General features: G+C 64.3%; 17 protein-coding genes. 6 read left to right on the top strand and 11 right to left on the bottom strand.

What is annotated here, in order from left to right; genetic code table 11:
- Window positions 1-84: 84 nt before the first annotated feature.
- The 4 genes from BWP39_RS05115 to BWP39_RS05100 all read right to left on the bottom strand — a co-directional run bounded on the left by BWP39_RS05115 (window position 85) and on the right by BWP39_RS05100 (window position 4282).
- Complete coding sequence (locus BWP39_RS05115; protein ID WP_096717498.1) at window positions 85-1470, bottom strand: amidase; 1386 nt, start codon at window positions 1468-1470, stop codon at window positions 85-87.
- Window positions 1471-1476: 6 nt separating this feature from the next.
- A complete protein-coding gene (locus BWP39_RS05110) occupies window positions 1477-2157 on the bottom strand; it encodes a GntR family transcriptional regulator (protein WP_096718561.1) in 681 nt (226 codons plus the stop codon).
- 114 nt (window positions 2158-2271) lie between these two features.
- Window positions 2272-3588 carry an MFS transporter gene (locus BWP39_RS05105; protein WP_096717496.1) on the bottom strand — a complete coding sequence of 439 codons (1317 nt, stop codon included), beginning with the start codon at window positions 3586-3588 and terminating at the stop codon, window positions 2272-2274.
- Between the two features lie 7 nt (window positions 3589-3595).
- The gene (locus BWP39_RS05100) at window positions 3596-4282 is read right to left on the bottom strand and encodes a DUF2848 domain-containing protein (RefSeq protein ID WP_096717494.1); all 687 of its coding nucleotides are present in this window, start codon (window positions 4280-4282) and stop codon (window positions 3596-3598) included.
- 194 nt (window positions 4283-4476) lie between these two features.
- Between BWP39_RS05100 and BWP39_RS05095 the strand changes: the two genes are divergently transcribed.
- Window positions 4477-6234 (top strand): cation:proton antiporter, encoded by a 1758-nt coding sequence (locus BWP39_RS05095; RefSeq protein ID WP_096717492.1) that lies wholly within the window; start codon window positions 4477-4479, stop codon window positions 6232-6234.
- Between the two features lie 36 nt (window positions 6235-6270).
- Here the strand turns inward: BWP39_RS05095 and BWP39_RS05090 are convergent, their stop codons facing one another.
- The gene (locus tag BWP39_RS05090; protein ID WP_207556597.1) at window positions 6271-7419 is read right to left on the bottom strand and encodes an MFS transporter; all 1149 of its coding nucleotides are present in this window, start codon (window positions 7417-7419) and stop codon (window positions 6271-6273) included.
- 307 nt (window positions 7420-7726) lie between these two features.
- Between BWP39_RS05090 and BWP39_RS05085 the strand changes: the two genes are divergently transcribed.
- Window positions 7727-9109 (top strand): gamma-glutamyl-gamma-aminobutyrate hydrolase family protein, encoded by a 1383-nt coding sequence (locus tag BWP39_RS05085; RefSeq protein WP_096717488.1) that lies wholly within the window; start codon window positions 7727-7729, stop codon window positions 9107-9109.
- Window positions 9110-9153: 44 nt separating this feature from the next.
- Here BWP39_RS05085 and BWP39_RS05080 read toward each other — a convergent pair whose 3' ends face one another.
- The gene (locus tag BWP39_RS05080) at window positions 9154-9687 is read right to left on the bottom strand and encodes a GNAT family N-acetyltransferase (protein WP_096717486.1); all 534 of its coding nucleotides are present in this window, start codon (window positions 9685-9687) and stop codon (window positions 9154-9156) included.
- 331 nt (window positions 9688-10018) lie between these two features.
- Here BWP39_RS05080 and tcuC point away from each other — a divergent pair, with 331 nt between their 5' ends.
- Window positions 10019-11326 carry an MFS transporter gene (gene tcuC, locus BWP39_RS05075; protein ID WP_096717484.1) on the top strand — a complete coding sequence of 436 codons (1308 nt, stop codon included), beginning with the start codon at window positions 10019-10021 and terminating at the stop codon, window positions 11324-11326.
- Window positions 11327-11546: 220 nt separating this feature from the next.
- Here tcuC and BWP39_RS05070 read toward each other — a convergent pair whose 3' ends face one another.
- Window positions 11547-13601 (bottom strand): tetratricopeptide repeat protein, encoded by a 2055-nt coding sequence (locus tag BWP39_RS05070; RefSeq protein WP_096717482.1) that lies wholly within the window; start codon window positions 13599-13601, stop codon window positions 11547-11549.
- Window positions 13602-13778: 177 nt separating this feature from the next.
- Here BWP39_RS05070 and BWP39_RS05065 point away from each other — a divergent pair, with 177 nt between their 5' ends.
- From BWP39_RS05065 to BWP39_RS05055, 3 genes are all read left to right on the top strand, one after another.
- Window positions 13779-14102 carry an ArsR/SmtB family transcription factor gene (locus BWP39_RS05065; RefSeq protein ID WP_096717480.1) on the top strand — a complete coding sequence of 108 codons (324 nt, stop codon included), beginning with the start codon at window positions 13779-13781 and terminating at the stop codon, window positions 14100-14102.
- Window positions 14099-15295, top strand: a complete 1197-nt coding sequence (locus BWP39_RS05060) for a cation diffusion facilitator family transporter (protein WP_096717478.1) — start codon at window positions 14099-14101, stop codon at window positions 15293-15295. Before BWP39_RS05065 ends, BWP39_RS05060 begins: the two co-directional genes overlap by 4 nt.
- A gap of 122 nt (window positions 15296-15417) precedes the next feature.
- Entirely contained in the window at window positions 15418-17154 is a 1737-nt protein-coding gene (locus BWP39_RS05055; RefSeq protein ID WP_096717476.1) for an FAD-dependent monooxygenase, read from the top strand.
- Between the two features lie 10 nt (window positions 17155-17164).
- Here BWP39_RS05055 and BWP39_RS05050 read toward each other — a convergent pair whose 3' ends face one another.
- The 4 genes from BWP39_RS05050 to BWP39_RS05035 are packed head-to-tail and all read right to left on the bottom strand — an operon-like array spanning window position 17165 to window position 22474.
- Window positions 17165-17410: a formate dehydrogenase subunit delta gene (locus tag BWP39_RS05050; RefSeq protein ID WP_096717474.1), complete on the bottom strand. Its 246-nt coding sequence runs from the start codon at window positions 17408-17410 to the stop codon at window positions 17165-17167.
- Window positions 17411-17421: 11 nt separating this feature from the next.
- Window positions 17422-20367 carry a formate dehydrogenase subunit alpha gene (gene fdhF, locus BWP39_RS05045; protein WP_096717472.1) on the bottom strand — a complete coding sequence of 982 codons (2946 nt, stop codon included), beginning with the start codon at window positions 20365-20367 and terminating at the stop codon, window positions 17422-17424.
- 14 nt (window positions 20368-20381) lie between these two features.
- Entirely contained in the window at window positions 20382-21959 is a 1578-nt protein-coding gene (locus BWP39_RS05040; protein ID WP_096717470.1) for a formate dehydrogenase beta subunit, read from the bottom strand.
- Complete coding sequence (locus BWP39_RS05035) at window positions 21956-22474, bottom strand: NAD(P)H-dependent oxidoreductase subunit E (protein WP_096717468.1); 519 nt, start codon at window positions 22472-22474, stop codon at window positions 21956-21958. Before BWP39_RS05035 ends, BWP39_RS05040 begins: the two co-directional genes overlap by 4 nt.
- Window positions 22475-22562: the final 88 nt, after the last annotated feature.

The following is a 22562-nucleotide window of genomic DNA, read 5'->3' as shown; positions in this document are numbered from 1 at the left end:
TGTGGCGGTCGGTGAATGCCGGAGGAGCTCCCCCAGGCGGGTGCCCGCGATTCTAGCGCGAACCCGGGCCACCGCGCCTTTCGTCTAACGGATCGTCGTCAGGACGGCCTCGGCGGCCCGGCCGAGCGCCAGCAGCGCGTCGTCGTTGTGCGGGGCGCCTGCCAGCATCAGGCCGACCGGCGCATCGCCGCGCCGGTGGCACGGCAGCGACAGCGCGCACGTATCGAGGAAGTTGAACGCGCTCGGATTGCGCAGGATCAGCGCGTTGGTGCGGCCGAATGCCTCATCGTCGTCGATCAGCTCGGCGACGCGCGGCGGCACGACCGGCACGGTCGGCGCGACCAGGGCGTCGAAGCGTTGCCACAGCGCGCCGGCCGTTTCCAGCATGGCGCGGCGCTCGGCGAGCAGGTCCAGGTAATCGGCGGCGCTGGCGGGCTGTCCCTTCAGGATACGGACCAGCACGCGCGGATCGTAGAGGTCGCGATGCTTTTCCAGCAGCGGCCGGTGCCACGCATACGCTTCGATCGGCGAAAAGCCGAAGCGGTTGATTTCCGCCAGGCGGTCGAGCGGCGCGAAGCGCACTTCCTTGACGATTGCGCCGGCTGCTTCCAGATGCTTGAGCGCCGTGTCGACGGCTTCGGCGACCGCTGGCTCGACGCCGTCCGTCACGTAGTTGGTCAGCACGCCGAGGCGCACGCCTTCGAGCGGCCGGGCAGCCGGCACGCGCGGCTCGAGGCCGGCCAGCATCCGGTCCACCAGCGCGCAGCACGCGACTGAGACGCCGATCGGCCCGAACGAATCGAGGGTCGACGACAGCGGCACGCCACCTTGCTTCGGAATCCGCTCGGCGGTCGGTTTGAAGCCGGTCAGACCGCACAGCGCGGCCGGGATGCGGATCGAGCCGCCGGTGTCGGTGCCGAGCGCAACTGCTGCCATGCCGTCGGCGACCGAAGCCGCCGCGCCCGACGACGATCCGCCCGAGATCCGTTCTTCGCCGGGCTCACCGCGCCGATACGGCGACAGCGGATGTCCGTAATGCGGATTGAGCCCAAGCCCCGAAAACGCGAACTCGCTCATGTTCGTCCGCCCGACGATGACCGCGCCCGCACGCTTCAGCCGCGCGACGGCGATTGCATCGGCGGTGGCGGGCGGCGCATCGGCGAGCACGCGGGAACCCGCGCGCGTTACCTGACCTTCGATGTCGAACAGGTCCTTCACCGACACCGGAATTCCCGCGAGCGGCGACAGCACGGTGCCCGCGGCGCGCAGGCGGTCGTGTGCATCGGCGGCGGCGCGGGCGCTGTCGGCATCGACGTGCATGAAGACGGTCGAGCCCTGGCCAGCCGGATCGGCGATCCGTTCGAGCGCGGTTTCGACGAGCGCGCGGCTCGTGGTGCGGCCGGCGGAGAGATCGGCGGCGAGTTGGGCGAGCGGCGGGAAGGGCGTTGAGGGTGTGAATTCGGTGGTCATGGTCGTTCAGATCCGGTTGAAAAGCGTCGCGCGGAACGCTTCGATATGACGCTGCACGGACTGGCGCGCGCCGTCCGCATCGCGTTCGCGCAACAGGCGAAACAGTTCGAGATGTTCCTCGTGAACGTCTTCGAGATGGTGCGGCTCGGACAGCGAGATGAACCAGAAACGCAGCGAGCGTTCATGCAGCCCGCGCAGGATGTCGGCGAGCACCGCGTTGCGCGAGGCGGCGGAGATTGCCAGATGGAATTCGCGATCGATGTCCATCATCCCTTCGACGTCGTGCGCGGCAACGCAGACCGCCGAACGTTCGAGCAGCGCTTCCATCGCTTCGAAATCCTGCGCCTGCGCATGCCGTGCCGCGAGTTCGACACAGTAGCTCTCGTTGACGAGCCGCACGTCGATGATTGCGAGCACGTCGTCGAGCGAGACCGGGCGCACCATGATGCCCTTGCGCGGCATGATCGTGAGCATGCCTTCGTGGACGAGCCGGTGCAGCGCCTGGTGAACGGGAGTGCGACCGATGCCGGTCAGCGCCATCAGTTCGGCTTCGTTGAGCACTTCGCTCGGGCGCAGGCGCATCGTGATGATCTCGCGCTTGACGAAGTCGTAGGCCTGTTCGGCCAGGCTCGCGGCATTCGGGCGCTTCGGCTGCCGTGCGGTGCGGGAAGTCTGCGGGAGCGTCATGAAAAGGAGTGCGGTCGGTGTGGCGGCATTGTAGAACACGGCTGCGCGGCGAATGAGGCGCAGCGCGGCCGTGGACTCACTGCGCGCTCGGCGCTGTGAGTCGCAGTGTGAGCATTACGCCGCACTCGTCGCACCGTGCAGTACCTTCACACGCGGCATCGCGAGCGTGACGAGCCCGCCGACGATCAACGCGCCAGCGATCAACAGCAGCCCGTAGGTCACGCTATGCGTCGCATCCTTGACGATGCCGAGCACATACGGGCTCACGTAGCCGGCCAGATTCGCGATCGAATTGATCACCGCAATGCCGGCAACGGCGGCCGTGCCTTGCAGAAACGTAGTCGACATCGACCAGAAAATACCGAAGCCCGCGAGGATGCCGACGTACGCGATCGACAGACCGGTCACAGCGAGCGGAATCGAGTTCGTGACCGACGCACTGCCGATCAACCCGGCCGCGCCAAGGAAGCAGCACACCGCGTAATGCCAGCGACGCTCGCCCGTCACATCCGAGGAGCGGCCAATCAGGATCATGCCGATACCCGCCGCGAGATAGGGAATCGCGGTGACGAAACCGTTCGTCAGCAGGTTGGTCACGCCGAGATCCTTGACGATCTGCGGCAGCCAGAACGAGAAGCCTGCATTGCCGGTGACGAGACAGAAATAGATCAGCGTCAGCAGCCAGAAGCGACTGGAGCGCAGCGCGACGGCGAGACTGTGTTCCGCGCCCGCTGCGGCCGCGGCTGTGTTTTCGCGGGCGAGCCGGCTGAGGATGGCGTGCTTTTCTTCGGCGGTGAGCCAGGCGGCGTCGGCAGGGCTGTTGCGCAGCACGGCGAGCGCCCAGAAGCCGGTGAGGACTGACGGAATGCCTTCGATCAGGAACATCCACTGCCAGCCGCGCAGCCCGTGCGCTTCATGCAGCGCCGACATCAGGAATCCCGACAACGGCGCACCGATGATGCCAGCCACCGGAATCGCCGCCATGAACACGGCGACCATCCGCGCACGCCGGTCGGAGGGAAACCAGAACGTCAGATACAGCACCACGCCCGGCACGAGACCGGCTTCGGCGACGCCGAGGAAAAAGCGCAGCACATAGAACGTGGTCTCCGAATGCACGAACATCATCGCGCACGACAGCGCGCCCCACAGGATCGTGATGCGGGCAATTGTGGCGCGAGCGCCGAAGCGCTTCAAAAGCAGATTGCTCGGCACCTCGAACACGAAGTAGCCGAAGAAGAAGATCCCTGCACCGAGCCCGTACGCTGCGTTCGACAGGCCGAGGTCGCCGGTGAACTGCAGCTTCGCATAGCCGATGTTCACGCGGTCGAGATACGACAGCACATAGACCAGAAACAGGAACGGCATGATGTGCCAGGTGATCTTGCGCAACGCGCTGGTTTCGGCGGAAGCGGCGGGAGTGAGGTTCATGAAAGACTCATTCGACAATGGGTAACGCGCGCACGCGATACGCGTGGCGCAGCGTGCGGTTCAGCACCGGGTCGTGCAGTTCGAGTTCGAGCGCATCGCCGTCCCCCATCCCGACAATGCCGCCGATCACCGCCAGCGTGCCGCAGAACATCGCCGCGCCGGCCGGTACCGGCGCGCGTTCGAGCAGGTCCGCGGCGGCGAGCAGCGAGGCCACGCTGCCTTGCTGGTACAGGCGCCGCTCGCCGTTCAGCACGGCATGCGCGCACAACTGCAACTGGTCCCAATGGCCGACGACATCGTCGAAGCGCCAGGCATCGCGCGCTACCGGCTTCGGGCAGATCTGCTTCGACACGGTCACGCCGTAGGCCTCGACTTCGCGGTCCGTGTGATCGGAGCCGATCGTCACGAGCAGGCCGTCGGCGCTATGGACCAGCACGCACTCGGCTTCGCCGCTCGATTTCGTGCCGACCACGTCGATCTGTTCCGCCTGCGTGAGCAGGCCGGCTCCAAGGCGGTAGAAGAGCGGTGTCGTGGAAGGGCGCTTGACGCCGAGCGCCGCGAGTTCGGCGATGTGATGCTCGATGGCTGCCTGGTCACGGCCGGCCCAACCGGCGATCGTCAGCCGGTTGAGATCGACGGTGGATGGGGCGCTCGTTCCCGAGCGGCTCACGACATTGAACGACACCTGCGGCATGACTGAACTCCAGATTGAATATGCGAAAGATATTATTGTGATATTTCACAGACGTCCAGTCTGTCAAAAACATTCCTTCATGTGGTCGGGCCCGTCCGCAGGCGTTTGGCGGCCCTAATCCCGTGTATCCCGGTGTATCGCGCGTGTGCGTTACTATTCGGTCTCGACATTACTTTTTGTAAGGAAAAGCGCCCATGCACCACGGAATCGGCTTCATTCAGGATCTGGCGGTCGTGATGGCGTTTGCCGGCGTCGTCACCGTGCTGTTCCATCGCCTGAAGCAGCCGGTGGTGCTGGGCTATATCGCGGCGGGCGTGATCATCGGGCCGTACACGCCGCCGTTCCAGTTGATCCACGACGAGGCGACCATCCAGACGCTCGGCGAACTCGGCGTGGTGTTCCTGATGTTCTCGCTGGGGCTCGAATTCAGTCTGCGCAAGCTGTTCCGCGTCGGTGCGACCGCGATCGTCGCGGCGCTGTCCGAGATCGTGCTGATGCTGTGGATCGGTTACGAGATTGGCAGCGCGTTCGGCTGGAGCCCGATGGATTCGCTGTTTCTCGGTGCGATCCTCGCCATCTCGTCGACGACGATCATCGTCAAGGCACTTTCCGAACTTGGCTTGAAGCGCGAGAACTTCGCCCAGCTCGTGTTCGGCATTCTGATCGTCGAAGACATCCTCGCGATCGCGATGCTCGTGCTGTTGTCCGGCATTGCGCAGACTGGCCAGTTGAGCGCGGGCATTGCATTGATCACGCTCGGCAAGCTGCTGCTGTTCATGACGGTGTCGCTGGTGGTCGGCATTCTGGTGGTGCCGCGTGCGCTTAACTACGTGGCGCGCTCGCGCAGCGACGAGATGCTGCTCGTGTCAGTGCTCGGTTTCTGTTTTGGTTTCTGTCTGCTGGTCATGAAGCTCGACTACAGCATCGCGCTCGGCGCGTTCCTGATCGGCGCGATCATGGCCGAATCACGGCACCTGCATCGCATCGAGCATCTGATTGCGCCGCTGCGCGACGCGTTTTCCGCGATCTTCTTCGTCACGATCGGCTTGATGCTCGATCCGCGCATTCTCGTCGACTACGCATGGCCGATTGCGGTGATCACGGTTGCGGTGATCGTCGGCAAGATCGTGTCGTGCGGCCTCGGCACATTCCTCGCCGGCAAGGACGGGCGTACCGCGATGCGTGTCGGCATGACCGTGTCGCAGATCGGCGAGTTCTCGTTCATCATCGCGTCGCTTGGACTGACGTTGAAAGTGACGAGCGCGTTTCTGTATCCGATCGCGGTGGCCGTGTCGGCACTGACCACGTTGTTCACGCCGTATCTGATCCGTGCCGCCGATCCGATTACGCAGCGTCTCGGTCGCGCGATGCCGGCCACGCTGGCCAACGTGTTCGGTATGTACTCGCAGTGGCTGGGTAGCCTGCGCCCCTCAAGCGACGAACCGACGCTGCTCGGCATGACGCGGCGGATCGTGCTGCAGATCGCAGTGAATCTCGCACTCGTTGCGGCGATCTTTCTCGGTGTTTCGTATGGCGCGCCACACGCAAGCGACTTCCTTGCGCACTGGGTGAGTTCGGAACCGTTGCAGCGGGTCGTGCTGTGGAGCGGTGCGTTACTGGTGTCGCTGCCGTTTCTCGTCGCGGTCTATCGCAAGACCAAGTCGCTTGCGCTGCTGCTCGCGGAAGTCAGCGTGCAGCCGGCGAAAGCCGGGCGCTTTACGAGTGCGATCCGCTATGCGATTTCCGATCTCGTGCCGATCGTATCGATGGTGGGGGTGTTCCTGCTGGTCGCCGCGCTGTCGGGCGGTATTCTGCCGCCGACCGGTTTGCTCATCGCCGTGCTTCTGTGTGCGGCGCTGCTCGTGGCATTGCTGTGGCGCTGGTGCGTGCGAATTCACGCGACGATGCAGATCGCACTGCGTGAAACGTTCGAGGAACAGCCTGACCCGTGAAGCAGGCTGTCACCCAAATACCAGCTAGGTTGACAACTAGGCAGGACGATCGACGACCGTCGCGCGCACTGCCTTGCCGCCGAAAACACAAACCGTCAGTGTCGCCAGCACGAGCACGTAGAGGGCGACGTGCAGGCTCAGCAGGCCTGCTCCGAAGCCGATCAGCGGCGGTCCCACGAGAAAGCCCGCATAACCAGCCGTAGCGGCCATCGAGACACCGGCAGCCGGTATCGCCGTCGAGCGACCGGCCGCGCTGAAAATAACCGGCACGATGTTCGCAAGGCCGATCCCCACTAGCGCGAAACCGACGCATGCCGTCACCACACCGGGCACGCTGAGTACGATTGCGAGCCCCGAGGCCGCGATCACCCCACCGATCGTCACGACCGCCGTCGGCCCCAGACGCCGTACCGAGGCATCGCCGACAACACGGCACGCGGCCATCGACAGTGCGAATGCCGAATAGCCGAGCCCCGCGGCGCTGGCGTGTGTCCCGAGCGTGGACCGCAGATAGACCGCGCTCCAGTCCGCTACCGCGCCCTCGACGAGCATGCAGAGAAAGGCGAGCCCCGCGAGTTTCATCACACCTGCGCTCGGTAGCTGCAGTCCTCCTGCGCTCCCGGTGCGCGGTCCGATATCGCGCAGCGCGAAAATCGTACTTGCGACAACGAGTGCGCCGATCACGAGATCGGGAAGCAGCAGCCCACCGAGCGTTCCCACGCCGTGTGCCTGCAGGAGGGTGCCCAGTGCGGCACCGAGCAGGCCGCCACCACTCCACGCAGCATGAAACGACGACATGATCGGCGCCTGCCATCTTGCTTCGATGACACTCGCGTGCCCGTTCATCGAAACATCGAGGGCGCCGTTCGCCGCGCCTAGCGCAAACAGCACGACGCACAGCGACACGAAATTCGGAGCCAGCGCGGGGAACGGCAGCAGGACGGCGAATGCAATGGCGAGCGCCGCGGTGAGCCGTCCGCTACCGAAGCGCAACGAGAACCGGCCGGCGAGCTGCATCGCGACGATCGCACCGAGCCCGAAAGCGAGCAGCGCGATGCCCAGTAGCGAGTCGCTCAGCGCGAGCGCTTCCTTGATTCTTGGGATTTCGACGGCCCATGCTCCGATGCCCAGGCCGTTGGCAAGAAATATCGCCGTTGTTGCAACACGTTCGGAGACGGGCTTCATGATGCGGCCACCGTCAGGTTGCCGCGGGTTTTGGAGAGCGCATCTGCCTGCGCGCGTTCATCTGGAAGCAAGCCATCTACCGCGTCGAGCCGTGTTCTTTGCATGTTCCGCCCATTCCGTTTATCGATGATAAACGAGCATAAAGTATCGTAAACGAGCGTAAATTGAAATCGCCGTGGCGGGGTGCCGTGTGACAGAAACGCACTAATGTGAGCAATTGTGTGCTGGTTTGCCGGGCACTACCGGCTGACGGATAATGGATTCACATCCATTCGTTCGCGTGTCCAGACGCGCCTGTGCCACCGCCATGAGCGAAAACAAACCTGATCAGCCTGCCGTACCGGGCACCCCCTCTTCCTCCACCGCCCACCCGGATGCCGCGAAGCCGGCGCCACCTCCGTCTGCTACACCACCGGTGCAAGCCGCCACCGAAGCGTCATCGACCGATTCGCCCGTCAGCGCATCGAACGTCACGCCTGTTGATCCGGGCGCCGCGCAACGGCAAGAGGCGGCCGAAGCGCGTGCTTCTGCTGCGCAGGCGACTGCGAAGCAGGAAGCGGAGGTGCGCGAACGGGCCGGTAGCGCACATGCGAACCAGGGTGCCGGAGCGGAAGCAACCGCAAATGCCGGCGCGAGCCCCGGCGAGGTGTCGGCGGCCGGGGCGGAACAGGCCAGTACCAGCGATGTCCCCGGCGAAACCGCAGCCGCCGCATCGGCTGCGCGCGCCGGTGCACCGCCAGCCGGTTTCGGCGCGGCGCCGGACTTCAGCGCGACGAATCCGCCACCGCCCAACGCGATACCGCCGGGCCAGCCCGCTTATCTGAAGCAGGCCGATTCCGCGTGGTCGGTGTTTGGACGGATCGTCGCGGCGCGGGCGCGGCGCATCTTCGATCGTGCCGGACAGCGCATCACGCAACGCACGCTGCGTATCGGCGTCTCGGCGCGGATCTTTCATCCGGAGCCGGGTGCGAAGGGATTGCGCGGCAAGACGCTGCAATATCTCGAGGAATCGATTGCGCACTGGGTGATGTCGCGAGATGTGCTCGTGTTCATGATCCCAACCGTCGGTCATCAGGGCATGCTGCATCCGAGCAACATCCGTCTGCGCGATTACGCGAAGCATCTCGATGGGTTGCTGTTACAGGGCGGTGCGGACGTTTCGCCGCAGTCGTACACGGAGGCCGCGACGCATCCCGAATGGCCCGGCGACCGCGTACGCGATATGTACGAACTGGAGCTGCTGCACGAGTTCGTTGAATCAGGCAAACCGGTGCTCGGTGTGTGCCGTGGCTGTCAGCTCATCAACGTCGCGTTCGGCGGCACGCTGTATCAGGACATTGCCAGCGAGGTGCCGACCGCCGCCGTGCATGTCAACGAGCACTACGACCAGCATCGTCATTCGATTCACTTCCCCGATGGCTCGACGCTCGCGAACATGTTCCCGGGCCGGCGCGAGGCAATCGTCAACTCGATCCATCACCAGGCGGTGAAGACGCTTGGACGCGATCTGAACATCGAAGCCGTGTCGGCGACCGACGGCCTCATCGAAGCCGTGCGCTACCGACGCGCGCCGTTCGTGATGGGTGTGCAGTGGCACCCGGAGTTTCATCGCGCGGGCGGGCCGGAGTTGCTCGATTGCACGCCGTTGCTCGATACGTTTTTACGCGTTGCACGCGAGACGCGTTTTTAGGCGCGGGTTTTTAGGCGCAATAGCAGAAAGGCGACCTGTGAAACTCAGGTCGCCGCAGCCCGATCGAGCCGATAGATATAGCGCAGCGCGGTGATATCGATACCGCCCATCTGATCGGGTTCCGCACCCGAGAACTCCCAGCCCTGGCGTTCGTAGAAACGGATCGCGGGTGTATTGCCTGCAAGCACATATAGATAGAGCTGTACCGCGCCTTGTGTGCGTGCCCAGTCCTGGGCGGCACGCATCAGCAGCTTGCCCGCGCCGATTCCCTGATGCGCGGGGAGCGCATGCAGGTTGTCGAGCAACACGCCCCAAGGCGTATCGATCTGACGTTCCACACAGACAAAACCGATCGCTTCGCCGTCACGTTCGGCAATCAGAACGATGCGCCGCTCGGCGCCCGGCGCGTTCATCCGGTTGAGCCAGTAGGCCGCACGCTCACGCGTGACTTCGCTGTCGAGAAAGGCGTCGGGCAGCAGTCCGCGATAGGTGGCTTGCCAGCTGGCGGCGTGGATCGACGCGAGCAATGGTGCATCGCTAACAGTGGCGGGGCGCAGCGAAACGGAAGCGGTAGACATCGAGACGGGATCGGGTCGAAACAGACGAACGCAGAGTGTACCGCCGCTACCGGCGTGCGCGCGTGAAGCTTCGCGCGTCGTGCGGTGCGCCGCAGCGCAAACTGGCCGCAGGGACGCTAAAATTCGAATCGCTGGCGACGCTCGTCTGGCTCCATGTTTACCCGGATACCGCGGCAAGAGTCGCAGCGTCAGAATGCAGCGCCCCCGGCGCGTGTTCTAGTGTCCTGTCCAGTTCGCTCCGGGGCATCCGCTTGCCGATGCAGTGGATGGTCGTTAGTTAACTCCCCGATCCTGCCACCGTCCGCCGGCAACGGGCTCACCCGAGAGTGTCATGTCTACTGCGTCCCACGCGTCTCACGCGTCTTCCACCGAGGAATCGAAAGTCCGCACGGTGTTCCGCGTCGTCAGCGGGAATTTTCTCGAGATGTACGACTTCATGGTCTACGGCTATTACGCGTCCGCGATCGCCAAGACCTACTTCCCCGGCGGCAGCGAATTTGCGTCGCTAATGCTGTCGCTATCCGTGTTCGGCGCCGGCTTCCTGATGCGCCCGCTCGGTGCGATCGTGCTCGGTGCGTATATCGATCACCACGGCCGGCGCAAGGGCCTGATTCTCACGCTCGGGCTGATGGCGCTCGGCACACTGACGGTGGCCGCGATACCGGGCTACGCGACGATCGGTATTCTCGCGCCGGTGCTCGTGCTGCTCGGGCGCCTGCTGCAAGGGTTCTCGGCGGGTGTCGAACTGGGCGGCGTGTCGGTGTATCTGTCGGAGATCGCGACGAAAGGCCACAAGGGTTTCTATTGTTCATGGCAGTCGGGTAGCCAGCAGGTCGCCGTGGTGTTCGCCGCGCTGATCGGCGTGCTGCTCAACAAGCTGCTGCCGGCCGACCAGATGACGGCGTGGGGCTGGCGCGTGCCGTTCCTGATCGGCTGTCTGATCGTGCCGTTCCTGTTCCTGATCCGCCGCTCGCTGAAAGAGACCGACGAGTTTCTCGCGCGGAAGCATCGCCCGTCGATGGGCGAGATCATGAAGTCGATGGTGCAGAACTGGGGCGTGGTGCTGGGCGGCATGGGCATGGTGATCATGACGACGGTGTCGTTCTACATGATCACTGCGTACACACCGACGTTCGGCAAGGAAGTGCTGAAACTGTCGTCGCTCGATACGCTCGTCGTGACCGTCTGTATCGGTCTGTCGAACCTGATCTGGTTGCCGCTCGCCGGCGCGTTATCGGATCGCATCGGGCGCCGGCCGGTGCTGCTCACGTTCACGATCCTGACCATTCTCACGTCGTATCCGGCAGTGCTGTGGCTCGTGGCGGACCCGTCGTTCGGCCGTCTGCTGACCGTCGAACTGTGGCTCTCGTTCCTGTACGGCAGCTATAACGGCGCGATGGTCGTCGCGCTGACCGAAGTGATGCCGGCCGCCGTTCGCACTGCGGGCTTCTCGCTTGCCTATAGTCTTGCGACGACGATCGGCGGTTTCACGCCGGCCATCTCGACACTGTTGATCCACACCACGGGCAACAAGGCTGCGCCTGGTCTGTGGATGGCTGTGGCCGCGGTGTGCGGGCTGATCGCGACGCTCGTGTTGTATCGCACGCCGGAAGCGCGTAACCAGTATCGAACTGCGTAGTAGCGAGCGGTGCGTGAGCGTACCGCTGGGTAGTGGCTGACTGGTCTTGCACGGAACCCCACCTGCCTTTGCGGCGCGTGGGGTTTTTCTTTGGTGGGGGGATGTTGCCTGGGTGCTGGGCGAGTGGTGGTTAGGTGCCACTTAAATGCAGCATAAGTGCAGCTTGGGCGTCGCTTGGGTGTCGCTTAGGCGCGGCCCGGGTGTTGTGCAATGAGCACGTTTAGGCGTCGCGCAGCGCACGTGCGACTGTTTCCGCGACTTCATTCCACGCACCAGGCCGCGGCTGGCGCACGAGTCGCGCGCCCGGATACCACGGGCTGCGCGTGTCGTCGGTGAACCAGCGCCAGTCGGCGGCGAACGGCAACATCAACCAGAGCGGCCGATGCAGTGCGCCGGCCAGATGCGCGATCGACGTATCGATCGATACCACCGCTTCCAGCCGTTCGACGATCGCCGCCGTGTCGGCGAAGTCGACGATGCGTTGTCCGGCCCGTTGTCCCGCGCGCTGACCTATGCGATGAATCGATGCAGCCTGCGGGTGCGCATCGAGTGCCGCGTGATCTTCCGCGCTCAAATCGGGTTGCAGCACGATCCAGTCGATGCCTTCCAGCGCGAACAACGGATCGAGCGCCGCGAGCGGCATCGCGCGGTTTTCCTGCTGCTGGATGCGGCCCGACCACGCGAGTCCGATCTTGCGCTTCGCGTGTCCACCCAGCGATCCGCGCCATTTGCGCTGGTAAGCGGGCGGCACGGTGAGGTAAGGCGTGCGTGCGGGGATCGTGTCGAAGGTCGTGCCGAAGGCGAGCGGCAGGCTCGGTAGCGGGCAGTGCAGATCCGCATCCGGCCGCGCTGTGCCTTGCGCGATCAGCGTGACGCGCCATGCGCGTGCTGCGGGTTCGAGTATCGGGATCAGTTGCGGTTGCACCTCGAGTATCACGCGCGCTCGTGCCGCACGCTGTGCGAGTTCGGGGATATAGCGCACGAACTGTAACGTGTCGCCGAAGCCCTGTTCCGCGTAGATACGCAGGGTGCGCGAGTCGAGTGGCTCGCCGTGCCAGCGCGGCAGGGCGGATGAAGCGCGCGTCGATGTCGGCGATACGCGCGACGCGATGGATGAGTGCGAGATATCCTGCGCATTCGCTGCATTCGCTGCATTCGCTGCATTCGATGCGCTTGCCCCATTCGCTACAGTCGCCGCATGCAACGCACCCGGCGCATTTGACGCACTCAACGTACCCGCGCCACCCACCACATCCATACCCTCGACAACCCGCAATCTCCACTCGTATTCCGGCAAACCACGCGCGAAGTCGCCGAGCGTCAAACGCACGAGTGCGCGATTCATATGCGCGGGCGCGAGATCGGGTCGCAGACGCAGCGCCTGATCGAATGCGCGCAGCGCCGCCGCATGCGCGCCGAGCGCGTGATGCGCAGTGCCGAGGCTCAACCACGCAAACGCAAACTGCGGATCGAGGCCAACCGCGCGCTCGAAACGCGGCAACGCCTGCGCGTGCTGACCGAGCGCGGCCAGTGCATTGCCGAGGCCGAACAGCGCGGGTGGCAGGTTTGGTTGCAGCGCAAGCACGGTTTCGAATGCATCGATGGCTTCGCGATGCTGGCCGATCGCATCGAGCGTGTTGCCGAGATTGAATTGCGCGGCAACGAAGCGCGGCTCCGCTGCAAGCGCCGCACGAAATTCGACGATCGCTTCGTGGGGTTGATGCAGCGCATTGAGCGCCATGCCGAGATTGTTGTGCGCGCCAGCGTGGCCCGGGCGCAGTTCGAGCGCGCGGCGAAACGATGCGATTGCCTCGCGATGCTCACCCAGCGCGTGCAGCGCGTTGCCGAGATTGTTATGCGACGACGCGTCCTGAGGTTGCAGGCGCAGTGACCGGCGGAACGCGTCGGCGGCATCTTCGTGGCGACCGGTTGCCGCGTACGCATTGCCAAGGTTGTAGTGCGCCATCGGAAAGGTCGGCGCGAGCGTCAACGCATTGCGAAACCGTTCGATTGCGTTGTCCAGCTGACCCATCGCCTTGAGCGCGTTGCCGAGGTTTAGCTGCAGCGCGGCGTCGTCCGGGCGCAGATCGGCGGCACGGCGCACGAGGTCGGCCGCTTCCGCGTGCTGGCCCTGCTGGTGGCGCAGCACGCCCAGCAGATGCAGCGCATCGACATGTACGGGATCGGCGTCGAGCGTTGCGCGGTAACCGCGCTCGGCGTCGGCGAGGCGGCCGTCAAGATGTGCCGCGTACGCGCGGTCGAAAGGAGGTTCCATGACGGAAGACGACGAATCGGGTAAGGCAGAGCGCGCATTTTCCCACACTCGCAGGATAGCCCCGCGATTTGACCGGTCAGGCGGCCTCGGCTAACATGTGAATACTTGTTCATATGTTATTTTCCCTGCTGCCCGGTCTCCATGCGGCGACCGGGCGTCCCTTCTGCCGAACCTTCCATGCTGCCTGCCGTCGTCGACGATCGCGTCGTGCCCATTGCCGATCTGTTCCGCCTGCTCGGCGATCCGACGCGGCTGCGCATCGTGCTCGTTTGCGTGGACGAGCAGCGCGCGGTGGGCGCGATCGCCGATGTGCTCGGGCTGTCGTCGTCGCTGGTCAGCCATCATTTGCGATTGCTGCGCGCGGCGCGGATCGTGCGCGCGGAACGTCAGGGCAAGCAGGTGTTCTACCGTGCAGCCGACAGTCATATCAGCAACATGCTCGCGGACATGCTGGAGCACGTCGCCGAGCCGGCCAACGAACTTCCCCAGGATACAGAATGACGAATACGCCAGCCGCCGGCGAGCATGACGACGATCGTGCGTCGCAAGTCGCCGGGACGCCGCAGGATGGGACGGCATCCGGGCATGCTCATTCGCATGATCACGACCACAACCACGCCGACGCAGCGAATGCCGGCGGTGAACATGGCCACGGCCGTCACGATCATGCGGACAAAGCGAACGCTGGTCATGAGCACGACCACGGCCATGCAGACGAAGCGAGTGCCGGTCACGACAACGAAAACGACCACGACCACAGCGGCCACGACCACAGCCACGGCGGCCACAGCCATCACCACCATCACGCACCGGTGGAGGGCCAGGGCCGCGCATTCGCACTCGCGGTTACGCTGAATATCCTGATCGTCATCGTGCAGGCTATCTACGGTGTACTCGCGCATTCGACGGCGCTGCTGGCGGACGCGGGCCACAACCTGTCGGATGTGCTTGGCTTGTTGCTCGCGTGGGGCGCGATCTGGCTCACCGCGCGCCGGCCGTCGGCGCGCTATACATTCGGCTTCGGCAGTTCGTCGATACTTGCGTCACTCGCCAACGCAGGGTTGCTTCTGTTCGCGTGCGGCGTGATCGTCGCCGAGGCGATCAACCGTCTGTTGAATCCGGCGCCCGTCGCAGGGTTCGACGTGTTCGTCGTCGCCACCATCGGCATGATCGTGAACGGCTTTTCCGCGTGGCTGTTCATGCGTGGCCAGGAGAAGGATCTCAACGTGCGCGGCGCGTTCATGCATATGGCCGCCGATGCCGCCATCTCCGGCGCCGTCGCGGTGAGCGGGCTCGTCATTCTCGGCACTGGCTGGACGTGGCTCGACCCGGCGATGAGCATCGTCGTCGTGGCGGTGATCGTCTATGGCACGTGGGGATTGCTGCGCGATTCGATCCGACTCGCGCTCGATGCGGTGCCGCCCGGTGTCGATCTGCAGCGCATCCGCAGTTTTCTCGCGCAACAACCCGGCGTCACCGATGTTCACGACCTCCACGTATGGGCGCTATCCACCACGGGCAACGCGTTGACCGCGCACGTCGTGATGCCCGCGGGGCATCCCGGCGACGCTGCCGTCGACGGCATGGTGATCGCGCTGCGCGAGCGCTTCGAGATGCATCACGCGACGTTGCAGGTCGACCTCGGCACGACCGATCATCACTGCACGCTCGACCGGCCGCCGCATTCACACTGACTGCACTGAACCGGCGGCGTAGCGCACGCCCATCAAAACCGGCGTGCGCTTTGATGCGCCGCGTCGAAAGCCGTTGACACAGCGGCGTACACTAGACGATGTGTTCATCCGTGGAGGCCCGCATGACGGCTGCTTCCTTCGATGCAGCGCCGGTGCTGATCGTCGGCGCGGGTCCGACCGGGCTCGCCGCTGCGATGAGTCTGGCCCGTGCGCACGTTCCTGTCCGTCTGATCGACAAGGCGCTTCAACCCGATTCGCATACGCGCGCAATTGGTATCCAGGCGCGCACACTCGAACTTTTCGAACAACACCGGCTCGTTGAACCGTTTCTCGAGCTGGGTCATCGAGCGCGCGCGGCGAATCTCTACTCGAACGGTCACCGGCTCGTCCAGCTCGATTTCGATCCGCTGCAGACGCGTTATCCGTATCTGCTGTTCCTCGATCAGTCCATCACCGAACGATTGATGACCGGGCATCTCGCGACGCTCGGCGTCACCGTCGAGCGCGGCGTCGAACTGACGACGCTCACGCAAAACGCCGCTGGCCTGCGCGTGAACGTGCAACATCCAGACGGTCATGTCGAGACCTTGCACCCCGCGTATCTGATTGCCGCCGACGGCGCACACAGCTTGATACGCAAGCAGCTCGGCATGAGCTTCGCGGGCAGGACCTTCGAGCAGACTTTTCTGCTGGCCGATCTGCACGCGGATACCGAATGGCCCACCGACGAGTTTCATATCTTCGCGTCAGGCGAGGGGATCGCTGCGCTGTTTCCGATGGGCGATGGCCGCCATCGGTTGATCGCCGATCATGCGGCGGTTCCGGTTGCGGGCAACCTTAAAGGTGAGGGCGAAAGCGAAACGGCGCAGACACCACCGGTGCCGTCGCTAGAAGAGTGCCGCGAGATCGTCGAGCGGCGTATCCATCATCCGGTCGCGCTATCGGCGCTTGCTTGGTCCGCATACTTTCATGTGAACAGCCGCATGGTCGAACAACTGCGTACGGAGCGCGTCTTTCTCGCTGGTGACGCTGCGCACGTGCACAGTCCGGCGGGTGCGCAGGGCATGAACACGGGCATTCAGGAAGCGTTCAATCTGGGCTGGAAGCTGGCGCGAGTGCTGAAAGGCGACGCGCCCGACCGGTTGCTCGACACGTATCACACAGAGCGTCATCCGATCGAACGCGAGGTGCTGCGGCAGACCGGTTTCGTCATGCAACTTGCGCAGGCCGATCACGGGCCGCTCAAGCTGCTGCGCGAACGTGTGATGCCGGCGCTCGCCGCGCTCGGTCCGCTGCGTGACGCGGCGCGTCGCCAGGTCAGCGAACTGGCCGTGCAGTACCGGCGCTCGCCGCTCACGCTCGAACGCGTACTCGACGGCGGCCCGCATGCGGGAGCGCGGGCGCCCGATGCGCTCGTGCATATCGTCGATGGACCGCTGGGACGTGTGCCGGGCACCGGATGCATATTCGATCTGCACGATCCGGCGTTCTTTTCGCTATTCCTGTTGGTAGCCGCAGACGAAGGCGGAGAGGGAGGTGCCGGTGGTCTGGGCCCAAACGATTCGGCCTCGACTTCAGCGCCGCCGCGTGACCGCGATCTCGATCAGCTTGCGGCTACAGTCGAGCAGGCGTTACCCGATGCCGTGCGCGTGTGGCGCGTGACGGATAGGGTCGGCGATGGAGCGTTGTCGTTGAGCGACGCGTATGGGCGTACGCGTCCGTCGTTCTATCTGGTGAGACCCGACGGATATATCGGCGCGCGCGGCCGGCCGTCGTCGGATCTGCGCGCGTTGCAGCGCTACTGTGATGCGTGGTTCACGAAGAATGCGATGTCTGGAGAGGAATCTGACGCGGACTAGGCAGCGTGCATCAAGCAACGGCCGCCGCCGGCGTCAACGACACGCGATGCCGCACCAGCGCCTCGCGAACGATCGCCGACATCTCGTTGTCCGCGGGCGGTTGGTCGAGCGTCGCCAGCAATGTGCGACGCATGCGCGGCTCCCAGAAGCGGCGAATGTGATCGGCGATACCATCGAGCGCTTCCTCCCGATCCGGCATCGACTCGAAGAAATCGCCGATCCGGTTCGCCATGTCGATCAGGTTCTGTTCATCCATCGCCTGTCCTTTTATTTACCGGCCGTTGCGTTCGCCAGCTCGCGCGTGCGTAGCAGATCGAGTTGCTCGGCGTTAAACACCGAGTAGTCTTTCTGCCATTGCGACGGCTGCTCGACCGGCATCACCTGAACGGCCGTGACCTTGTATTCGGGGCAGTTGGTGGCCCAGTCGGAGCTGTCGGTGGTGATCACGTTCGCGCCCGACTCGGGGAAGTGGAACGTCGTGTACACGACGCCCGGCTGCATCCGTTCGGTTACTTTCGCGCGCAGCACGGTCTGGCCCGCGCGCGATTCGATACCAACCCAGTCGTCGTTGCGAATACCGCGTTCTTCCGCGTCATGCGGATGGATCTCGAGCCGGTCCTCGTCGTGCCAGCGCGAATTCTCGGTGCGGCGCGTCTGCGCGCCGACGTTGTATTGCGACAGGATGCGTCCGGTGGTCAGGATCAGCGGGAATTTGCGTGTGACTTTTTCCGGCGAGGCAATGAACTTCGTGATGACGAACTTGCCCTTGCCGCGCACGAATTCGTCGATGTGCATCGTCGGTGTGCCGTCGGGGGCCTGCTCGTTGCACGGCCACTGGATGCTGCCGAGCTGGTCGAGCTTCGCATACGACACGCCATGGAACGTCGGCGTGAGACGCGCGATCTCGTCCATGATTTCGCCCGGATGCGCGTAGTCCATCTCATAGCCGAGCGCACGCGCGAGCAGTATCGTGACTTCCCAGTCCGCGTAACCGGCGAGCGGCGGCATCACCTTGCGCACCCGCGAGATGCGGCGTTCGGCGTTGGTGAACGTGCCGTCCTTTTCGAGGAAGGTCGAACCGGGCAGCAGCACGTGTGCGTACTTCGCCGTTTCGTTCAGGAAGATGTCCTGCACGACGATGCATTCCATCGCCGACAACGCAGCCGATACGTGGTGCGTATTCGGGTCCGACTGCACGATGTCTTCGCCCTGGCAGTACAGGCCCTTGAAGGTACCGTGCACGGCGGCGTCGAACATGTTCGGAATCCGCAGGCCCGGTTCGGGCTGCAGCGTGACGTTCCAGGCATCCTCGAAGAGGGCGCGTGTGATCGAATCGCTGATGTGGCGGTAGCCGGGCAGTTCGTGCGGGAACGAACCCATGTCGCACGAACCTTGCACGTTGTTCTGACCGCGCAACGGATTGACACCGACACCTTCGCGACCGATGTTGCCGGTCGCCATCGCGAGATTCGCGATGCCCATCACCATCGTCGAGCCCTGCGCGTGTTCGGTGACGCCGAGGCCGTAGTAGATCGCGGCGTTGCCGCCGGTTGCGTAGATGCGCGCGGCTGCGCGGACCTGGTCGGCGGGCACGCCGGTGGTTGCCTCGGTGGCTTCGGGCGAGTTCTCCGGTAGCGCAACGAACGCGCGCCATTGTTCGAACGCACGCGTTTCGCAGCGCTCGGCGATGAACGCTTCGTTCAGCAGGCCCTCGGTGACGATCACGTGCGCGAGCGCGGTGACGATTGCGACGTTGGTGCCGGGCATCAGTTGCAGATGGTGTACGGCTTTCACGTGCGGTGTATCGACGATATCGATGCGGCGCGGATCGACGACGATCAGCCGCGCCCCTTCGCGCACGCGACGCTTCAGACGCGATGCGAACACCGGGTGGCCATCGGTCGGATTCGCGCCGATCACCACGATCACATCGGCTTTCTCAACCGAGCGGAACGTCTGCGTTCCCGCCGATTCGCCGAGCGTCGTCTTCAGTCCATAGCCGGTCGGCGAATGGCAGACGCGCGCGCAGGTGTCGACGTTGTTGTTGCCGAACGCAGCGCGCACGAGTTTTTGTACGAGGTAGGTTTCCTCGTTCGTGCAGCGCGACGACGTAATGCCGCCGATCGAATCGCGGCCGTGTTTGTCCTGGATGCGACGGAATTCCGATGCTGCATAGCTGATCGCTTCGTCCCAGCTCACTTCGCGCCACGGGTCGGTGATCTTCGCGCGGATCATCGGCTTCGTGATGCGGTCCTTGTGCGTCGCGTAGCCCCACGCGAAGCGGCCCTTCACGCACGCGTGGCCTTCGTTTGCGGCGCCGTTCTTGTTTGGCACCATGCGCACGACCTGGCTGCCCTTCATCTCGGCCTTGAACGAGCAACCGACGCCGCAATACGCGCAGGTCGTCACAACCGAGTGTTCGGCCTGGCCGAGCATGACGACGCTTTTTTCCTGCAGCGTCGCAGTCGGGCAGGCGGCGACACATGCACCGCACGACACGCATTCCGAATCCATGAACGGCTGGTTCTCGCTGGCGGCGACGCGCGATTCGAAACCGCGGCCCGCGATGGTCAGCGCGAACGTGCCCTGCGTTTCCTCGCAGGCACGCACGCAGCGATTGCAGACGATGCACTTCGACGGATCGTAGGTGAAGTACGGGTTCGACTCGTCTTTCTTGTCCTTCAGATGGTTCGCGCCGTCGAAGCCGTAACGCACTTCGCGCAAACCGGTCACGCCGGCCATGTCCTGCAGTTCGCAGTCGCCATTCGCGGGGCAGGTCAGACAGTCGAGCGGGTGATCGGAGATGTACAGCTCCATCACGTTACGGCGTAGCGACTGCAATCGATCGGTCTGTGTGCGCACCTTCATGCCCGCTTCGACCGGTGTCGTGCACGATGCTGGATAGCCGCGCCGGCCTTCGATCTCGACGAGGCACAGACGGCATGAGCCGAACGGTTCGAGCGAATCGGTCGCGCAGAGCTTCGGCACGTTGACGCCCGCTTCGATCGCGGCGCGCATCACCGATGTGCCGGCCGGCACAGTCACGGCCTCGCCATCGATTTCGAGCGTCACGTCGACGTCTGCGTAACGCAGCGGCGTGCCGTAGTCGGTGTCGTCGAGCGGCGAGCGGGTGGCACGTTGCTGTGCCTGCGATTTGCAACTGCAATTGCCTGAGCCGCAGCCGCCGGAAGGAGAATTGAGCGTAGTGGACATAAGAGTCTCTCTCTTCAGGCTGCCGCTGCGTTAGCGGTTGCCGGGACAGCGGGTTGGACAGTACCGAGACCGAAGTCTTCGGGGAAATGATCGAGTGCGGACATCACCGGGAACGGCGTCATGCCGCCCATCGCACACAGCGAGCCGGACACCATCGTGTCGCACAGGTCACGCAGCAACTGAACCTGGCGCGTCGACGTGTCGCCATTGCGGATGCGCTGGATGACTTCGACGCCGCGCGTCGAACCGATCCGGCACGGCGTACATTTGCCGCACGATTCGAGCGCACAGAAGTGCATCGCGTATTGCGCGAGTTCGGCGAGATTCGATGTGTCGTCGTGTACGACGAGGCCACCGTGGCCGACCACCGCGCCGACTGCCGCATACGCTTCGTAATCCATCGGGACGTCCCACTGGCTCTCAGGCAGATACGTACCGAGCGGGCCGCCCACCTGGACCGCGCGTGCGGGCCGGCCGCTCGCGGTGCCGCCGCCGTATTCGAACAGCAACTCGCGCAGCGTGACGCCGAATGCGAGTTCGACGAGACCACCTTGCTTCACATTGCCCGCAAGCTGGAACGGCAACGTGCCGCGCGAGCGGCCCATGCCGAAGTCTTTATAGAACGCCGCGCCCTTCGCGAAGATGATCGGCACGGTGGCGAGTGTGATGACGTTGTTGATCACGGTCGGCTTGCCGAACAGCCCGGAGAGTGCGGGCAGCGGTGGCTTTGCACGGACGATGCCGCGCTTGCCTTCAAGCGATTCGAGCAGCGCTGTTTCTTCCCCGCACACATACGCGCCGGCGCCTTTCGCGACGAACAGATCGAAGCGGTGCGCTGAACCGAGCACGCTGTCGCCGAGCCAGCCGGCTGCACGTGCTTTGGCGATGGCGGCTTCGAGCGTTGCGATCGCATGCGGGTACTCGCTGCGCACGTAGATGTAGCCCGCGGTCGCGCCGGTCACGATGCCCGCGATCGTCATGCCTTCGATCAGCACGAACGGATCGCTTTCCATCACGAGTCGATCGGAGAACGTGCCCGAATCGCCTTCGTCGGCGTTGCAGACGATGTACTTCTGGTCCGCCTGCGCGCCGCGCACCGTACGCCATTTGATGCCGGCCGGGAATGCCGCGCCGCCGCGGCCGCGCAAGCCCGATTCGATTAGCGCGGCGCAGGCGGCATCGCCATCGGTAGTGAGCGCGTTGCGCAGACCTTCGAGGCCGCCGTGGGCGAGGTAGTCGTCGGTGGAAAGCGGGTCGGTGATGCCGATGCGCGCGAAAGTGAGACGCTGCTGTTTCTTCAGATAGGGAATCTCATCGACGAGACCGACATGCCGCGCATGCACACGGCCTTCGATAAAGCCCGCGTCGAACAATGACGCAACATCGGCGACGTCGACATTCGCGTAACCGACACGGCCTTGCGGTGTGTCCACTTCGACGAGCGGTTCGAGCCACAGCAGTCCGCGTGAACCGTTGCGGACTACGTCGAGTGCGATACCGCGACGGGCGGCTTCCTGCACGACCGCTGCAGCGAGTGCGTCGGCGCCGAGCGCGAGCGCCGATGAATCGCATGGAATAAACACGCGCGTCATGCTGTTTGCTCCATGTGGTTGCTCGCGCTGGTGGCGACCGTGGTCATAGCCGCCTCGAAGAGGGCATCGAATTTTTGCGGTGTGACTTTAGCGTACAACGTATCGTTGATCGTCATCGCCGGCGACAGTGCGCACTGGCCGAGGCAATACACGGATTCGAGTCCCACCGCGCTGTGCTTGTCGTGTTCGCCGTGCGCATCGTTGAAGTGGCAGCCGGTGCGCGCTTCGATGTGTTGCGCAAGCGCTTCGGTGCCCATGCTGCGGCACGCTTCGGCGCGACACAGTTGCACCGTGACCGGCGCAGCCGGCGTGGTACGGAAATGGTGGTAGTAGGTGATGACGCCATGCACTTCGGCACGCGACAGGTTCATCGTGCGGGCAAGCGGTCCGACCGTAGCCGGCGGCACGAAACCGGTTTCGTCCTGGATGGCGTGCAGCACGGCGAGCAGTGACATGCCGGGCTGCGCGTGGCGCTGCACGAGCGCCTCCGGCGCGAGGGCGGTGGGGTCGTCCAAGATGGGGCTCCTCCGAAGTCAAATATGCACACATGATTCATAATGTGTGCATCCCTGCTTCATTTATTTGGTGTGGATAAAGCGTACG

This window comes from Paraburkholderia acidicola, assembly GCF_002362315.1.
GTDB classification, from domain to species: Bacteria; Pseudomonadota; Gammaproteobacteria; order Burkholderiales; family Burkholderiaceae; genus Paraburkholderia; species Paraburkholderia acidicola.
This window is presented reverse-complemented; position numbering and strand designations above follow the sequence as displayed.

Bases quoted from the DNA above. Each gene is read 5' to 3' on its own strand.
- BWP39_RS05115 (WP_096717498.1), bottom strand. From the start codon at position 1,470: ATGACCACCGAATTCACACCCTCAACGCCCTTCCCGCCGCTCGCCCAA.
- BWP39_RS05110 (WP_096718561.1), bottom strand. From the start codon at position 2,157: ATGACGCTCCCGCAGACTTCCCGCACCGCACGGCAGCCGAAGCGCCCG.
- BWP39_RS05105 (WP_096717496.1), bottom strand. From the start codon at position 3,588: ATGAACCTCACTCCCGCCGCTTCCGCCGAAACCAGCGCGTTGCGCAAG.
- BWP39_RS05100 (WP_096717494.1), bottom strand. From the start codon at position 4,282: ATGCCGCAGGTGTCGTTCAATGTCGTGAGCCGCTCGGGAACGAGCGCC.
- BWP39_RS05095 (WP_096717492.1), top strand. From the start codon at position 4,477: ATGCACCACGGAATCGGCTTCATTCAGGATCTGGCGGTCGTGATGGCG.
- BWP39_RS05090 (WP_207556597.1), bottom strand. From the start codon at position 7,419: ATGAAGCCCGTCTCCGAACGTGTTGCAACAACGGCGATATTTCTTGCC.
- BWP39_RS05085 (WP_096717488.1), top strand. From the start codon at position 7,727: ATGAGCGAAAACAAACCTGATCAGCCTGCCGTACCGGGCACCCCCTCT.
- BWP39_RS05080 (WP_096717486.1), bottom strand. From the start codon at position 9,687: ATGTCTACCGCTTCCGTTTCGCTGCGCCCCGCCACTGTTAGCGATGCA.
- tcuC (WP_096717484.1), top strand. From the start codon at position 10,019: ATGTCTACTGCGTCCCACGCGTCTCACGCGTCTTCCACCGAGGAATCG.
- BWP39_RS05070 (WP_096717482.1), bottom strand. From the start codon at position 13,601: ATGGAACCTCCTTTCGACCGCGCGTACGCGGCACATCTTGACGGCCGC.
- BWP39_RS05065 (WP_096717480.1), top strand. From the start codon at position 13,779: ATGCTGCCTGCCGTCGTCGACGATCGCGTCGTGCCCATTGCCGATCTG.
- BWP39_RS05060 (WP_096717478.1), top strand. From the start codon at position 14,099: ATGACGAATACGCCAGCCGCCGGCGAGCATGACGACGATCGTGCGTCG.
- BWP39_RS05055 (WP_096717476.1), top strand. From the start codon at position 15,418: ATGACGGCTGCTTCCTTCGATGCAGCGCCGGTGCTGATCGTCGGCGCG.
- BWP39_RS05050 (WP_096717474.1), bottom strand. From the start codon at position 17,410: ATGGATGAACAGAACCTGATCGACATGGCGAACCGGATCGGCGATTTC.
- fdhF (WP_096717472.1), bottom strand. From the start codon at position 20,367: ATGTCCACTACGCTCAATTCTCCTTCCGGCGGCTGCGGCTCAGGCAAT.
- BWP39_RS05040 (WP_096717470.1), bottom strand. From the start codon at position 21,959: ATGACGCGCGTGTTTATTCCATGCGATTCATCGGCGCTCGCGCTCGGC.